The sequence below is a fragment of the Nioella aestuarii genome, from assembly GCF_050896395.1.
GTDB classification, from domain to species: Bacteria; Pseudomonadota; Alphaproteobacteria; order Rhodobacterales; family Rhodobacteraceae; genus Nioella; species Nioella aestuarii.
The window spans coordinates 81,731-96,478 of the sequence record NZ_JBPBBA010000009.1 but is presented as its reverse complement, the minus strand read 5'-3'; the positions used below and the strand labels follow the sequence as shown (position 1 = coordinate 96,478).

General features: G+C 63.0%; 13 protein-coding genes. 9 read left to right on the top strand and 4 right to left on the bottom strand.

Features of this window, described 5'->3' with window-relative positions; all coding sequences use genetic code 11:
* Nucleotides 1–54: 54 nt before the first annotated feature.
* The 3 genes from ACROHD_RS08055 to ACROHD_RS08045 form a co-directional block, all read right to left on the bottom strand.
* Nucleotides 55–390: an amidase family protein gene (locus ACROHD_RS08055; RefSeq protein WP_432677069.1), complete on the bottom strand. Its 336-nt coding sequence runs from the start codon at nucleotides 388–390 to the stop codon at nucleotides 55–57.
* Between the two features lie 76 nt (nucleotides 391–466).
* Nucleotides 467–1,450 carry a BMP family protein gene (locus ACROHD_RS08050; protein WP_432677061.1) on the bottom strand — a complete coding sequence of 328 codons (984 nt, stop codon included), beginning with the start codon at nucleotides 1,448–1,450 and terminating at the stop codon, nucleotides 467–469.
* Between the two features lie 40 nt (nucleotides 1,451–1,490).
* A complete protein-coding gene (locus tag ACROHD_RS08045; RefSeq protein WP_432677059.1) occupies nucleotides 1,491–2,792 on the bottom strand; it encodes an amidohydrolase family protein in 1,302 nt (433 codons plus the stop codon).
* Nucleotides 2,793–3,050: 258 nt separating this feature from the next.
* Here ACROHD_RS08045 and ACROHD_RS08040 point away from each other — a divergent pair, with 258 nt between their 5' ends.
* The 9 genes from ACROHD_RS08040 (at nucleotide 3,051) to nadC (ending at nucleotide 13,659) form a co-directional block, all read left to right on the top strand.
* The gene (locus tag ACROHD_RS08040; RefSeq protein WP_432677057.1) at nucleotides 3,051–3,941 is read left to right on the top strand and encodes a LysR family transcriptional regulator; all 891 of its coding nucleotides are present in this window, start codon (nucleotides 3,051–3,053) and stop codon (nucleotides 3,939–3,941) included.
* Between the two features lie 86 nt (nucleotides 3,942–4,027).
* Nucleotides 4,028–4,504, top strand: coding sequence for a formate dehydrogenase subunit gamma (locus ACROHD_RS08035; protein ID WP_432677055.1), 477 nt, complete (start codon nucleotides 4,028–4,030; stop codon nucleotides 4,502–4,504).
* Nucleotides 4,501–6,018 (top strand): formate dehydrogenase beta subunit, encoded by a 1,518-nt coding sequence (locus ACROHD_RS08030; RefSeq protein ID WP_432677053.1) that lies wholly within the window; start codon nucleotides 4,501–4,503, stop codon nucleotides 6,016–6,018. The genes ACROHD_RS08035 and ACROHD_RS08030 overlap by 4 nt, the downstream gene beginning before the upstream one ends.
* A 115-nt stretch (nucleotides 6,019–6,133) precedes the next feature.
* Nucleotides 6,134–9,034: a formate dehydrogenase subunit alpha gene (fdhF, locus tag ACROHD_RS08025; RefSeq protein ID WP_432677052.1), complete on the top strand. Its 2,901-nt coding sequence runs from the start codon at nucleotides 6,134–6,136 to the stop codon at nucleotides 9,032–9,034.
* A gap of 5 nt (nucleotides 9,035–9,039) precedes the next feature.
* Nucleotides 9,040–9,858 carry a formate dehydrogenase accessory sulfurtransferase FdhD gene (gene fdhD, locus ACROHD_RS08020; RefSeq protein WP_432677051.1) on the top strand — a complete coding sequence of 273 codons (819 nt, stop codon included), beginning with the start codon at nucleotides 9,040–9,042 and terminating at the stop codon, nucleotides 9,856–9,858.
* A complete protein-coding gene (locus tag ACROHD_RS08015; protein WP_432677049.1) occupies nucleotides 9,848–10,051 on the top strand; it encodes a formate dehydrogenase subunit delta in 204 nt (67 codons plus the stop codon). Before fdhD ends, ACROHD_RS08015 begins: the two co-directional genes overlap by 11 nt.
* Before the next feature lie 146 nt (nucleotides 10,052–10,197).
* Nucleotides 10,198–11,250 carry a quinolinate synthase NadA gene (gene nadA, locus ACROHD_RS08010; protein ID WP_432677068.1) on the top strand — a complete coding sequence of 351 codons (1,053 nt, stop codon included), beginning with the start codon at nucleotides 10,198–10,200 and terminating at the stop codon, nucleotides 11,248–11,250.
* A gap of 4 nt (nucleotides 11,251–11,254) precedes the next feature.
* Nucleotides 11,255–12,811 (top strand): L-aspartate oxidase, encoded by a 1,557-nt coding sequence (locus tag ACROHD_RS08005; RefSeq protein WP_432677048.1) that lies wholly within the window; start codon nucleotides 11,255–11,257, stop codon nucleotides 12,809–12,811.
* Nucleotides 12,811–13,659 carry a carboxylating nicotinate-nucleotide diphosphorylase gene (gene nadC / locus ACROHD_RS08000; protein WP_432677046.1) on the top strand — a complete coding sequence of 283 codons (849 nt, stop codon included), beginning with the start codon at nucleotides 12,811–12,813 and terminating at the stop codon, nucleotides 13,657–13,659. The genes ACROHD_RS08005 and nadC overlap by 1 nt, the downstream gene beginning before the upstream one ends.
* A gap of 93 nt (nucleotides 13,660–13,752) precedes the next feature.
* Here the strand turns inward: nadC and ACROHD_RS07995 are convergent, their stop codons facing one another.
* Nucleotides 13,753–14,715 (bottom strand): formylglycine-generating enzyme family protein, encoded by a 963-nt coding sequence (locus tag ACROHD_RS07995; RefSeq protein ID WP_432677045.1) that lies wholly within the window; start codon nucleotides 14,713–14,715, stop codon nucleotides 13,753–13,755.
* Between the last annotated feature and the right edge of the window lie 33 nt (nucleotides 14,716–14,748).

Below are 14,748 nucleotides of genomic sequence, written 5' to 3'. Positions count from 1 at the left end.
TCGGCCTTGGCGGCCTCGCGAAAGGCTTGAATTTCGTCCTGGGTGGCAAAGCACTTATAGGCATGGCCCGCCGCCAGACAGGCCGAACGGGGGGGTAGCGGTGATGCCGAAAGGGATCAGACCCGTACGGCGCAGGTCGTGCAGAAGGTGACTGTCGGCCTCTGGCCGTCGCCCTTGCGCCCGGATCGCGGCGGACCCGGCGGCGGGGGGCAAACCCTTCGCAACCCCGCCAAGGTCTTTTACGAGGAAGGGCACCCCATGAAACGGCCCGCGCTGGTCCTTTGGCAGGTCATCTGCCGCCGCAGCCCCTGCGCGGGCCATACCTTCATCCAGATGCACCACGGCCCCCAAAGCCTCCTGCGTGTGGCAGGCGGCAAGGCTTGCCTCCATCACCTCAGCGGCAGAGACCCGCCCTTCGGCGATGGCGGCGGCAAGGGCCGTGGCGTCAGTCACGTCAGTGTTCCGATCAGGCCGGTTCACTTTCGTCGATCGGAACGTCCCACTCGCCCGCAGCAATCGCGGCCTGCTTGGCTTCCATCGGGGCAATCGCCTCGGCGGGCACTTCGTCTGCCACGTAGATCAGTTCGTTGCCGCCATGGGCCATGAAGGAGTATTCCGTGTAGTTGCGCCCCGTGGCGTTGCCCGCCTGGACGTCCGCCACGATGGCCTCGATCGTCGGGCCATAGTTCCAGATCGCGTTGGCGAAGACGGTGCCGGGATAGCGCGGGGTGTAGTCGATGAGCGAGCCGATGGCCTTGACGCCGCGGGCTTGCGCCGCGTCCGCCGTGCCGATCCGTTCACCGAAGAGGATGTCCGCCCCTGCATCGATCTGGGCAATCGCCGCTTCCTGCGCGCGGGCCGGGTCAAACCACGCACCGATAAAGCCGTTGAGGAAGGTGGCATCTGGGTTCACCTCGCTCACGCCCATGCGGAAGGCGTTGATGAGCAGGTTCACCTCGGGGATCGGATAGCCGCCGACCGAGCCGAAGACATTGCTTTCGGACATGTGCCCGGCAAGCATCCCGGCCAGATAGGCCGCTTCATGGTTCCGGGTGCCGAACACGCCGAAATTGTCACCTTCGGGGCCACCGGAGGACCCCATCAGGAAGGCAGTGTCGGGATAATCGCCCGCCACTTCACGCGCCTCGCGTTCCACGGCGTAGGATTCGCCCCAGATGATCTGCGCGCCGCCCTCGGCGTATTCGCGCATGGCGCGGGGGTAGTCGGTGGGGGCTACGCCTTCGGAGAATTCATACTCGATCAGGCCAGAGGCGGCGGCCTCTTGCATGGCCACGTGGATGCGGCTGTTCCAGGCATTTTCGACGGGCGACATGTGAACGCCCGCAATGCGCACGGCCGATTGCGCGTTCACGCGGCGCACGAAGGCGGGTGTGGCGAGCGTCGCGGCGGCACCGATCATCAGCTGACGGCGGGTGGTGGTGAGTTTCATTGGTGGATCCTCTCTGTTGAGTTCTGTTTTGGTCTTGTTGTTATTCGGGTTTGTCCGCCGATACCGGCGCGTAGCTGGCCGGATCGAGCGTATCGGGGCGGCCGGGCAGGGACAACGCAGCCAGGCGGGGTGCAGTGCGCGACAGCACCTTTCCATGCTTTAGAACCGCAAGCCGCGTTGCCTTCATCCGAACCGCTTCGATCGGGTCTTTGGCTTGTAGCACGACCATGCTGGCCGGGCCGCCCTTGCGGATCGTGGGGTCGGGCAGCCCCAAGGCCTTTGCACCGTTCTGAGTGACCGAGGTAAAGGCCCAGTCCATCGCCTCGCGCGAGGTCATGGGCACTGCGTGAACACCCATATGAGCCACTTCCAGCATATCGGCAGACCCGAGCGAATACCAAGGGTCCATGGTGCAATCCTGCCCGAAGGCCACATTCACGCCTGCCGCGCGCAATTCCGGTACGCGGGTCAAACCGCGACGGCGCGGATAGGTGTCGGACCGGCCTTGAAGGGTGATGTTGATCAGCGGGTTGGGCACCACGTTCATGCCGCTTTCCGCAATGAGCGGGATAAGCTTGGAGGCATAGTAATTGTCATAGGAATGCATCGCGGTGACATGGCTGGCCGTGACCCGCCCACCGAGCCCGAGCCGCGTTGTCTCATAGGCCAGCGTTTCCACATGGCGCGACATCGGATCGTCGCTTTCATCGCAATGCAGGTCCAGCATCAGGCCCCGGTCAGCCGCGATTTCCGCCAGCCGCGTGACCGAGCGCGCGCCATCGGCCATGGTGCGTTCGAAATGCGGGATGCCGCCCACCACATCGACGCCCATATCGAGCGAGCGGATCAGGTTTTCTTCTGCCTTTTCAGCGCGATAGAGCCCGTCCTGCGGGAAGGCGACCAGTTGCAGGTCGATATAGGGGGCAACCTGTTTGCGGACCTCAAGAAGGGCCTCTACGCCAACCAGCGGCGCGGTGGAGACGTCCACATGAGACCGGATCGCCAGTAGCCCCTGCGACACCGCCAGATCGCAATAGCGCAAGGCGCGTTCGATAACCGCTTCGGGCGTCAGCAGCGGTTTCAGCTCCCCCCACAGCGCGATACCTTCCAGCAGCGTGCCCGAGACATTCATCCGGGGCAGCCCAAGGCTTAGCGTCGCGTCCATATGGAAATGCGGATCGGTGAAGGGTGGGCAGACAAGGCGGCCCGTGGCGTCAATCTCCTCGCGCGCCTCGGCGTCGATCACGGGTGCTATCTCAGCGATCTTGTCGCCCTGAATGGCGATATCCACCGGCCCCTGACCGTCAGGCAGGTTCGCCTGCCTTATGATGATGTCCAGCATCCCCGTCTCCCGATTTTTGACTATATGGTAAATAAATTCCCCAAAATCCCCAAGACTTTCGTGGCCTTCGCCCCGAAAATCCGCTTCTGACGCTTTTTCCGGCACTTATTGGTGCCAATTGCCCGAATTCAGGTGCCGCAAGTGAAGGACCAACCACGCGAAATCGTGGAAAAAGGCCGAATCAGCGGGCTGGACCCTCTTTCCCCGCTCGCGGTGATATCGTATCAATATTACGGAAAATGATAGGAAATTTCTATTATGCTCGACAAGCTGGAAATGTTCATCGCGGTGGCCAAGGAAAGCCATTTCGGACGCGCGGCCCAAACGCTTGGGATCACGCAACCGACCCTGTCGGCGGGTATCAAGCAGCTGGAAGAACAGCTTGGCGTGCAACTGATCTTTCGGGGCTCGCGTTATGGCGGGCTGACGCCCGAAGGGCAGAGCGCGCTGGTCTGGGCGCGCAAGATCGTGGGCGACGCAAGACAGCTGCGCGAAGAGATGCGGTTTTCCCGCCACGGGCTGGCAGGGCAGCTGCGCATCGCGGTCATTCCGACGGCCCTGACATGGGCGGGCAAGCTGACGACGCGGTTCACCGAAAAGCACCCCAACGTGCGCTTCACGATCCTGTCGCGCACCTCGATAGAGATCCTGAACATGATCGAAAATCTCGATGTGGATGCAGGCATTTCCTATCTCGATAATGAACCCACGGGGCGGGTTAGCACCGAGGCGCTTTACGAGGAACGCTATATGCTCGTCTGCCGCGGCGATTCCCCCTTTGCGGGCCGGTCAGAGGTGCGCTGGCGTGATCTTGATGGTCAAAAATTGTGCCTTCTGACGCCAGACATGCAGAACCGGCGGATCATCAATAAAAACTTTGAGATTGCGGGCGTCGTGCCAGAGGCGATGGTGGAGTCAAATTCGACCGTGGTTTTGGTGGCAAATGTGCTGGAGGGTGGGTTTCTGACGGTGCTGCCGGCCGATATGGCGCGCTTCCTGACAGGGGGCAAACCCCTTGAAATCATTCCGCTTTCAGGGGCGGGCAGGGGGCATTCCGTGGGCCTGATCGCCCCATGGCGCGAACCTCACACCCCGGTGCTGGAGGCGCTGCTGACAGAATCCCGGCGCATGTCCGAGGTTTCTCGATAGAACATTTCTATCGTCTAACGGAAAAGCGATATTGAATCGCGAAGGTTGCGCGGGTGAATACGGGGCTGAAACGACCGGAGCCAGCCATGTCCCTTTCCCAGCCCGCCCCGAATGCAGAAGAGATCCGCGAAATCGTCGCGTCCCATCTGAATCTCGAAGGTCCGCTTCTTCCCATTTTTCACGCCTTGCAGGAACAGTTTGGCTGCGTGCCACAGGCTGCGTTGCCAGTGATCGCAGAGGCGCTGAACATCACCCGCGCCGAGGTGCACGGGGTGATGAGTTTCTATCACGATTTCCGCGAGGTTCCGGCGGGCCGCCATGTGGTCAAGATCTGCCGGGCAGAAGCCTGTCAGGCCGTGGGCGCCGATGCGCTGGCCGCACGGACGCTGGAGAAGCTGGGAACAGAATGGCACGGGACCACCGCGAATGGCGCGGTGACGATCGAGCCGGTTTATTGCCTGGGCCTCTGCGCCTGCGGACCCGCCGCGATGGTGGACAACAAGGTTGTGGGCCGCGTCGATGACGCAAAAATGGCGAAACTGCTGGCGGAGGCGGGCGCATGAAGATCTACGTTCCCCTCGACAGCGCCGCCAAAGCGCTTGGCGCGGATGAGGTGGCAGACGCCATCATGTCCGAAGCCGCCGCCCGTGGGATCGACGTTCAGGTGATCCGCAACGGTACCCGCGGCATGATCTGGCTGGAACCGCTGGTGGAACTGGATCAGGACGGCACCCGTGTTGGCTATGGTCCGGTCTCGGTTGACGATGTTCCGGCGCTGCTCGACGGCAAGCTGCCCTCGCTCGGCCCGGTGGAAGAGATCCCGTTCCTCGCCAAGCAAACCCGCCTGACCTTCGCCCGAGTGGGCGTGATCGACCCGCTCGACCTGACTGACTACGAAGCGCATGGCGGCCTGGCTGGTCTGCGCCGCGCGATTGCGATGTCGGGCGCTGAGATTGTCAAGGAAGTCACCGAGTCCGGCCTGCGCGGTCGCGGTGGTGCGGGCTTCCCCACGGGCATCAAGTGGAACACGGTTCTGGGCGCTGAGGCCGACCAGAAATACATCGTCTGCAATGCCGACGAAGGCGATAGCGGCACCTTCGCGGACCGCATGGTCATGGAAGGCGATCCCTTCTGCCTGATCGAAGGCATGGCGATTGCGGGCCTCGGTGTGGGCGCGACCAAGGGCTATGTCTACCTGCGGTCTGAGTACCCCGATGCGATTGCGGTGATGGAAGAGGCCGTGCGCCGGGCGCGTTCGGCGGGGGTTCTGGGCAAAGATGTTCTGGGGTCCGGCAAGGCCTTCGACATGGAAATCCGCGTTGGCGCGGGGGCTTATGTCTGCGGCGAGGAAACATCGCTGCTGAACTCCCTCGAAGGCAAGCGCGGCATCGTCCGCGCCAAGCCGCCGCTTCCCGCTTTGGAAGGCTTCCTCGGCAAGCCCACGGTGGTGAACAACGTGCTGTCGCTGGCCACGGTGCCGGTGATCTTCGAAAAGGGCGCGGCGCATTACGCGGGCTTCGGCCTTGGCCGGTCGAAGGGGACGATGCCCATCCAGATCGCGGGCAATGTGAAATTCGGCGGGCTGTTTGAGACCGCCTTCGGGATGCCGCTTGGCACGCTGGTCAATGACGTGGCTGGCGGTACCGCCTCGGGCCGTCCCGTCAAGGCAGTTCAGGTCGGTGGTCCGCTAGGCGCCTACTTGCATCCCGATCAGTTCGACACGCCCTTCGGCTACGAGGAGTTTGACCAGGCAGGCGGGCTGATTGGCCATGCGGGCGTGGTGATCTTCGACGACTCGGCTGATATGCTGAAAATGGCCCGCTTCGCGATGGAGTTCTGCGCGGTCGAAAGCTGCGGCAAGTGCACGCCGTGCCGGATCGGCGCCGTGCGGGGGGTCGAGACCATTGACCGGATCGCAGAGGGCGATGCGTCTGCCATCCCGCTGCTGACCGACCTTTGCGAGACCATGAAAGACGGCTCGCTCTGCGCGCTTGGCGGGTTCACACCCTTCCCGGTGATGTCTGCGCTCACGCATTTCCCCGATGATTTCGCGCGTCAGAAGGAGGCCGCGGAATGAACAACGAATGGACATCGGGCGCCCCCTTGACGTCGCGCGCCAACGCGGTTTCGAAACCGCGTAACAAAGGCGCTTCGAAGCGCCTTCCCCCCTATTGTGCACTGGAGGTCACGCAATGAAAGACCTGATCATCCCTTGGGACGCTGATCGTGATTTCGGCACCCCCGCCAAGGAAGGCAAGCCCGTCACCCTGACCATCGACGGGTTCGAAGTGACCGTGCCCGAGGGCACCTCGGTCATGCGCGCGGCATCGGAAGCCGGGATGCAGATCCCCAAGCTTTGTGCCACCGACAGCCTTGAAGCCTTCGGATCCTGCCGCCTGTGCGTAGTGGAAATCGAGGGCCGCCGCGGCACGCCCGCCTCCTGCACCACGCCGGTGATGGACGGTATGGTGGTTCACACCCAGTCCCAGAAGGTCAAGAAGATCCGCAAGGGGGTGATGGAGCTCTATATCTCCGACCACCCGCTTGACTGTTTGACCTGTGCCGCCAATGGCGATTGCGAATTGCAGGACATGGCCGGCATGGTGGGCCTGCGCGATGTGCGCTACGAGGCCCCGCAGGCGGGTAGCCTCGCCAACCATTTCGAGGCGCGCAACACCAGCGGCGAAGCCAACCTCGAATGGCTGCCCAAGGACGACTCGAACCCCTATTTCACCTACGACCCCGCGAAATGCATCGTCTGCAGCCGCTGCGTCCGCGCCTGTGAAGAGGTGCAGGGCACCTTCGCGCTGACAATCGAAGGCCGGGGCTTTGACAGCCGCGTGTCCGCCGGGGCCGCAACCGACAATTTCCTGTCCTCCGATTGCGTCAGCTGCGGTGCCTGCGTGCAGGCCTGCCCGACAGGAACGCTTCAGGAAAAATCCGTGATCGAACTGGGCACGCCCGAACGCTCTGTCGTGACCACCTGCGCCTATTGCGGTGTGGGCTGTTCCTTCAAGGCCGAGCTGAACGGCGACGACCTGGTGCGCATGGTGCCCTACAAGCACGGCAAAGCGAACCGGGGTCATTCCTGCGTGAAGGGCCGCTTCGCTTATGGGTACGCGACCCACAATGATCGCATCCTGAACCCGATGATCCGCGACTCGATCGACGAGCCGTGGAAAGAGGTGAGCTGGGACGAGGCGCTGAGCTTTGCCGCAACCAAGATGCGTGGGCTTCAGGAAACCTATGGCCGCCGGTCGATTGGCGTCATCACCTCCAGCCGCTGCACCAACGAGGAAACCTATCTCGTTCAAAAGCTGGCCCGCGGTGTGTTCATGAACAACAACACCGACACCTGTGCCCGCGTTTGCCACTCGCCCACTGGCTACGGCCTCGGACAGACCTTCGGCACCTCGGCAGGCACGCAGGATTTCGACTCCGTCGAGCATACCGATGTGGTGATCGTGATCGGCGCAAACCCCACCGATGGCCACCCGGTTTTCGCCAGCCGCCTGAAAAAGCGCCTGCGCGCAGGTGCGAAGCTGATCGTGATTGACCCGCGCCGCATCGACCTGGTGAAATCGGCCCATATCAAGGCCGCCCATCACCTGCCGCTGCGTCCGGGCACCAACGTTTCCGTCGTGACCTCGCTGGCGCATGTGATCGTGACCGAGGGCCTGATGGATGAGGCGTTCATCCGCGAACGCTGCGATTGGGACGAGTTCCAGGAATACGCGGAATTCGTGTCGGATCCGCGCCACAGCCCCGAAGTCAACGAAATGCTGACCGGCGTCCCGGCAGAAGAACTGCGCAAGGCAGCGCGTCTTTTTGCAACCGGCGGCAACGGCGCGATCTACTACGGTCTGGGCGTGACAGAGCACAGCCAGGGCTCGACCACCGTCATGGGCATCGCCAACCTCGCTATGTTGACCGGCAATCTCGGTCGCAAGGGCGTGGGCGTGAACCCGCTTCGCGGGCAGAACAACGTGCAAGGGGCCTGCGACATGGGCAGCTTCCCGCATGAACTGCCCGGCTATCGTCACGTGAAAATGCCCGAAGTGCGCGAGATCTTCGAAAAAGCATGGGGCGTGGAGATCGACCCCGAGCCCGGTCTGCGCATCCCGAACATGCTGGACGCCGCCGTCGATGGCACCTTCAAGGGGCTTTACTGCCAGGGCGAAGACATCCTGCAATCCGACCCCGACACCAAGCATGTGGCGGCGGGCCTTGCAGCGATGGAATGCGTGATCGTTCACGATCTCTTCCTCAACGAGACCGCGAACTACGCACATGTCTTCCTGCCCGGATCGACCTTCCTCGAAAAAGACGGGACCTTTACCAATGCCGAGCGCCGGATCAACCGCGTGCGCAAGGTGATGGCGCCCCGTAATGGCTATGCCGACTGGGAAATCACTCAGATGCTGGCCAATGCCATGGGGGCGGGTTGGCACTACACGCATCCCAGCCAGATCATGGAAGAAATCGCGTCCACGACCCCCGGTTTCGCCAATGTCAGCTACGAGATGCTGGAAGAGCGCGGCTCGGTCCAGTGGCCGTGCAATGACAGCGCGCCGGACGGTACGCCTCTCATGCATGTGGACGGGTTCGTGCGCGGCAAGGGGCGGTTCATCGTTACCGAATATGTGGCGACCGATGAAAAGACCGGCCCGCGTTTCCCACTGCTTCTGACCACCGGGCGGATCCTGTCCCAGTACAACGTGGGCGCGCAGACGCGGCGCACGGACAACGTGGTCTGGCATGATGAGGACGTGCTGGAAATCCACCCCCATGACGCGGAAAACCGCGGTCTCAATGATGGGGACTGGGTGCGGCTGGCCTCGCGTTCGGGCGAAACCACGCTGCGCGCCAAGATCACCGACCGGGTCAGCCCCGGCGTGGTCTACACCACCTTCCACCACCCCGACACGCAAGCCAACGTCATCACCACCGATTTCTCGGACTGGGCCACCAACTGCCCGGAATACAAGGTGACGGCAGTGCAGGTTGCGCCCTCGAACGGGCCGTCGGAGTGGCAAGAGGACTATAACGCGCAGGCCGAACGGTCGCGCCGTATCCTGCCGGCGGCGGAGTAAAACCGGTGGCGCGGCCCCTGTCACGGTCCCTGCCGGGTCTTTCGGTGCAGTCGGACGGGCAATTGTCCGTCCGCCGCAACCTGCCCGAAGAGGTGCCGGTCGCGGTTGTGTTCGATGGCACCACCCAGGCCGTGATGATGGCCAGCCCCGGCGATATCGCCGATTTCGCCCATGGTTTTGCCTTGTCCGAGGGGTTCATCACCCGGCTCGATCAGGTCGAGGATTTCGAAGTGGTCGAACACGAGGCCGGAATCGAGGCGCGTTTCTGGCTGACGGGCGATCGGTCACAGGCGTTGGAGACCCGGCGCCGCAAGATGATGGGCCCGGTAGGCTGCGGCCTGTGCGGGATCGACAGTCTTGAAGAGGCCACCCGTGCGTTGCCCAAGGTCACCGCAGAGCCGCGCCTTTCATCCCACGAAGTGGCCCATGCCACAGATGACCTGCGCGCGCAGCAGCCGCTCCACGACCAGACCCGCGCGGTTCATGCGGCTGGATTTCTGGTGCCGGGGCAGGGGATCGTTCTGGCCCGAGAAGATGTGGGTCGCCACAATGCGCTCGACAAGCTTATCGGTGCGCTGGCCCTGCAGGGCATCGACCCGGCAACCGGCGCCTTCGTCCTGACCAGCCGCGTTTCCGTGGAACTGATCCAAAAATCAGCCATGGCGGGCTGCCCGGTGCTGATCGCCGTCTCCGCCCCTACCGCCCATGCCTTACGCCTTGCCGACCAGGCAGGGATCACCATCGCCGCCTTTGCGCGTGGCGGTGGTTTCGACCTATATTCCCACCCGCATCGCATCACGACGGAGACGCCCGATGTCCCCTGATAAAATGGTCACTATGGCCAACCAGATCGCCACCTTCTTCAAGACCCAGCCGGGCACCGATCAGGCGGACCGGGTTGCCGCTCATCTGAGCGACTTCTGGGACCCTCGGATGCGCGCGCAGCTGCTGTCATATGTCTCCGAGGGCGGCAAGGGTCTTGATGCGCTTGTTCTGGATGCTGCGCGTAAGATCTGACATTTCAGACGCTTATTGGCATCAAATTGTTCTTTTCAGGCAGCAGGTTAACCCCATGCGGCCTTGCAACGGCTTGAAGCTGCCCACACGTCATGACAGAAGGCGCCACCCGATCCGTGCAGGGGGTCGTCACCTGGAGGGCTGAGATGCTCGATATCACTGCTATGCGCGAAAGCCTGTCAGAGGCTTATGACCTCGCGCCAAATGCCGAACTGGCCGAAGAGCTGGCCCCGATCTACGCCAAAATGGACAGGGTGGTGACGCCGGTGGACTGGGTCCGTCACGCACCCTATGTGGCCGCGATCAATCGCCTCAAGCGCGAGCGCAACGCAGTCATCCTGGCGCATAACTACATGACTCCAGACATCTATCATGGGATCTCTGATTTCGTAGGTGACAGCCTGCAACTGGCAATCGAGGCGACCCGCACCGACGCCGAGGTGATCGTACAGTGCGGCGTGCATTTCATGGCGGAAACGTCCAAGATCCTCAGCCCTGGTAAGCGCGTGCTGATGCCCGATATGGAGGCAGGATGCTCGCTGGCGGAATCGATCACCGCCGCTGGCATCGCGGAAATGCGCGCGAAATATCCCGGCGCGCCGATCGTATCCTATGTGAACACCACCGCCGAGGTGAAAGCCGCCTCCGACATCTGCTGCACGTCTTCCAACGCCGCCCAGATCGTGGCCGCGATGGACAGCGACACAGTGATCATGACGCCCGACCAGTACCTGGCCCAGAACGTCGCCCGTGACGTGCCACAGAAGAACGTGGTCTGGTGGGAAGGCTCGTGCATCGTGCACGAACAGTTCACGGCGGAAGACATCAAGGATTTCCGCGAATGGAACCCCGGCACCCGCATCATCGCGCATCCCGAATGCCCTCCCTCCGTGGTTGATGCGTCCGATTTCTCGGGCTCGACCAAAGGCATCATCGACTACGTGTCGCGCGAGAAGCCCAAGAACGCGATGTTGCTGACCGAATGTTCGATGGCCTCCAACATCGCAGACGCGTTGCCAGAGGTGGAATTTGTCGGCCCCTGCAACATGTGCCCCTACATGAAGAAGATCACGCTGGAAAAAGTGCTCTGGTCGCTGCACACCATGTCGCCAGAGGTGCACGTGGATGAAGAGATTGCCGTGAAGGCGCGGCTGGCCGTTCAGCGGATGATCGACCTCAGCCGCGAATTGGGGATCTGAGGCGGTGATCCGCACGGACCGTATTGTCATTGTGGGCGCGGGCCTTGGCGCGCTTTATGCGGCTTTGGAACTGGCCCCGCGCCCGGTGCTGATGATCTCGCCCGAAGTGCTTGGCGATGGTGCCTCCAGCGCATGGGCACAAGGCGGCGTGGCCGCTGCCATGGCCGCCAGTGACAGCCCCGAGGCCCATGCCGCCGATACCGTCAAGGCCGGGGCAGGGACCGTCGATGCCGAGGTTGCCGCCATGGTCACCCGCGTGGCGCGCGATCATATCCTTGATCTCACGAATCTTGGCACCCCTTTCGACCGCGCCGCAGATGGCGGCTATGTCATGAGCCGCGAAGCCGCCCATTCCGCCGCCCGAGTGGTGCGGGTGCAGGGTGATCAGGCGGGCAAGCAGATCATGGAAACGCTGATTGCTGCTTTGCGCGCGACGCCATCGGCGCAGGTGATCGAAGGCGCGCTTGCAACCCGGTTGGAAACCGAAGGTGGCCGGGTGGCCGGCGTCTGGATCACCTCGGCAAGGGAACCGTCCGGCGACGTGCTGATCAAGGCCCCTGCCGTTCTTCTGGCAGGCGGTGGATCGGGTGGGCTTTACGCCCACACCACCAACCCGCCACGTATTCGCGGACAGGTGATCGGCATGGCGGCACGGGCAGGTGCCTTGATGGCTGACCCGGAGTTCGTGCAGTTCCACCCCACGGGTTTCGACATCGGCGAAGACCCCGCGCCATTGGCCACCGAGGCCCTGCGCGGCGAGGGGGCGATACTGATCAACCGCCAAGGGGAGCGCTTCATGCTCAGCGTCCATCCCGACGCCGAACTGGCCCCCCGCGATATCGTCGCCCGCGCGATCTTTGCCGAAACGCAGGCCGGAAACCGCCCGATGCTGGACACGCGCGCGGCGCTTGGGGCGAAGGTTCTGACGATGTTCCCCTCGGTCGCTGAAACCTGCGCCCGGGCTGGAATAGATCCGGTCGCAGACCCGATCCCGGTGGCAGTAGCAGCCCATTACCACATGGGCGGCATCGCGGCAGACCCTGCGGGCCGGACCAGCCTCGAGGGCCTGTGGGTCTGCGGAGAGGCGTCTTCGACGGGGCTTCATGGCGCCAACCGCTTGGCCTCTAACGGGTTGCTGGAGGCGCTTGTCTATGCGCGCAACGCCGCCGCGGATATCGCAGCCAACACGACGCTGGCCGAGGCCGCTCCGGTCGTCATCCGCTTCCCCGAAGGCGGCAGCGCCCCGGACCCGCTTGCCGTGGCAGAGTTGCGCCAGATGATGACGGCCCATGTAGGCGTGCGCCGCACCGGGTCAGGTCTGAGCACAGCACTGCGGACCATTGCCCGGTTGGAGGCCGACCACGCGAACGATCCTTCCTTCCTTAACATGACCGCCACCGCGACGCTTATCGCGGCGGCCGCCTTGTCCCGCGAGGAAAGCCGGGGCGGGCATTGGCGCGATGACTTTCCCTCACAGAACCCCGATCTCGCGCATCGCACCCTGATCACTCTGACGGACGCCATGGCGATCCGCGATGCCGCCGCAAAGGACGCCCCGTAATGCAGCATGTCAACCTGCCCGATCTGATCCTTGAGCCGCTGGTGCGCGCTGCATTGATGGAAGATCTTGGAACCTATGGCGACGTAACAACCCGCGCCGTAATCCCGGCGGATGTGACCTATGATGCACGGCTCAATGCCCGGCAGGCAGGTGTCGTATCGGGGATGCAGATCGCGCGGCTGGCCTTTCAGCTGGTGGACCCATCGCTTGTGGTCGAAACCCTGCGCCCAGATGGCGCGCCTTGTGCGCCCGGCGACACGCTGATGACCATAAAGGGCAGCGCCGCCTCGATCCTGTCAGGCGAACGCGTGGCGCTGAACTTCGCAGGCCGCTTGTCCGGGATCGCGACGCTGACGTCGCAATTCGTCAAGGAAACCGAAGGCACAGCGACCCGCATCACCTGCACCCGCAAGACAACCCCGGGTCTGCGTCTGGTTGAAAAGCAGGCGGTGTTGCATGGCGGGGGCTTCAACCACCGCTTCAGCCTGTCCGATGCCATCCTGATCAAGGACAACCACATCGCCGCCGCAGGGGGCGTGCGCGCGGTGCTGAAGGCGGCGAAAGCCAGTGCCTCCCACATGATGCGGGTCGAGATCGAAGTCGATACTCTTGACCAGCTGGCCGAGGTGCTGGAGGAGGGCGGAGCCGATGTGGTGCTGCTCGACAATATGGACACCGCAACTTTGCGTGACGCTGTTGCGTTGGTCAAAGGCCGTGTTGTCACCGAGGCATCGGGCAACATGACCCTGCCGCGTATTGCGGATGTTGCTGCAACCGGGGTGGATTACATTTCCTCTGGCGCCCTGACCCACTCTGCCAAGACACTGGATCTGGGGCTGGATTTCTGACCAACCGGGACGCAGAGAAAAGTTTTCCCGAAAACTTTTCGACTGCGGACGCGCGGGGCGGAAAAATCTTCGGGAAGATTTTTCACGCTCTGGTCAGAGGTCGTAAACCAGCCGAAAACCCTGATGGGGCGTCGCGGTGTCCGGTGCATTCCCGTGACGTGCCGCGATCCGATATCGGAAGCAGTAGGAGATATGGCAGAGGAATGAGCCGCCTTTTTGCAGCTTGTAGCCCTCTTTCCCCCGATGCGCCGCTTGCGACGCCTTTTTCAGCGATTTCACCCTGAATGGCTCTGCTGTCCATTCCCAGACATTGCCCACCATGTTGTAAAGCCCGTATCCATTGGGCTCGAAGGACCGGGCCGGCGCTGTGGCGATGAACCCGTCGGCCCCGGTGTTGTGATGCGGAAAGCTGCCCTGCCAGATATTGCAGGGAAGGAAAGACGTATCGTTCGGTTCCTCATCTCCCCAGGGAAACCGCACATCGCCCAGTCCTCCCCGCGCGGCATGTTCCCATTCAGCCTCCGTCGGCAGCCGCCCTCGGGCCCAGGTGGCGAAGGCCTGCGCATCCTTCCAGCTGACTTGAACCACAGGGTGATCGTCATGATAGGCCTCGGGCACGTCCGGCCCATGGGGAAGCCGCCAATTTGCCCCGTCAACCATGCGCCACCATTCAGACCCGACCACGCCTTGGGTCGGGGCGCTGTCCGGCGGCAGAAAGCTAAAGAACACGAAGGAATTTCCAAACCGTTCGGCTTCCGTGACATATCCGGTTTCTGCCGCGAAACGGGCAAAACGGGCGTTGGTGACGGTGGTTGCGTCGATGGCGAAGGGTTTGACCCGCCGGTGTTTCACCGGGCTTTCGCCATCCATCGGCAGGCCGGGGCGGGCAGTGCCCACAAGAGCGGTGCCGCCAGGTATTCGGATCGCCTCGGCCTTTCCGCAATCGCCGGTGCCCCTTTGAACTTCAGGGGCAGGGCTGGCATCCCCCACGCGGGCCGGAGCGCAGCAGGATTTCGGGCCGTCTTGATCGGTCATCGGGGGGCTTTCGCGTGTCATTACAAAGTCATGCCGGGAAATGTCGGCAGCGTC

What these genes read in the sequence shown, in the direction of transcription:
- ACROHD_RS08050 (WP_432677061.1), bottom strand. Translation starts at nt 1,450, where the DNA reads ATGAAACTCACCACCACCCGCCGTCAGCTGATGATCGGTGCCGCCGCG.
- fdhF (WP_432677052.1), top strand. Translation starts at nt 6,134, where the DNA reads ATGAAAGACCTGATCATCCCTTGGGACGCTGATCGTGATTTCGGCACC.
- ACROHD_RS08030 (WP_432677053.1), top strand. Translation starts at nt 4,501, where the DNA reads ATGAAGATCTACGTTCCCCTCGACAGCGCCGCCAAAGCGCTTGGCGCG.
- ACROHD_RS08045 (WP_432677059.1), bottom strand. Translation starts at nt 2,792, where the DNA reads ATGCTGGACATCATCATAAGGCAGGCGAACCTGCCTGACGGTCAGGGG.
- ACROHD_RS07995 (WP_432677045.1), bottom strand. Translation starts at nt 14,715, where the DNA reads ATGACACGCGAAAGCCCCCCGATGACCGATCAAGACGGCCCGAAATCC.
- ACROHD_RS08015 (WP_432677049.1), top strand. Translation starts at nt 9,848, where the DNA reads ATGTCCCCTGATAAAATGGTCACTATGGCCAACCAGATCGCCACCTTC.
- nadC (WP_432677046.1), top strand. Translation starts at nt 12,811, where the DNA reads ATGCAGCATGTCAACCTGCCCGATCTGATCCTTGAGCCGCTGGTGCGC.
- ACROHD_RS08035 (WP_432677055.1), top strand. Translation starts at nt 4,028, where the DNA reads ATGTCCCTTTCCCAGCCCGCCCCGAATGCAGAAGAGATCCGCGAAATC.
- nadA (WP_432677068.1), top strand. Translation starts at nt 10,198, where the DNA reads ATGCTCGATATCACTGCTATGCGCGAAAGCCTGTCAGAGGCTTATGAC.
- ACROHD_RS08040 (WP_432677057.1), top strand. Translation starts at nt 3,051, where the DNA reads ATGCTCGACAAGCTGGAAATGTTCATCGCGGTGGCCAAGGAAAGCCAT.
- ACROHD_RS08055 (WP_432677069.1), bottom strand. Translation starts at nt 390, where the DNA reads ATGGAGGCAAGCCTTGCCGCCTGCCACACGCAGGAGGCTTTGGGGGCC.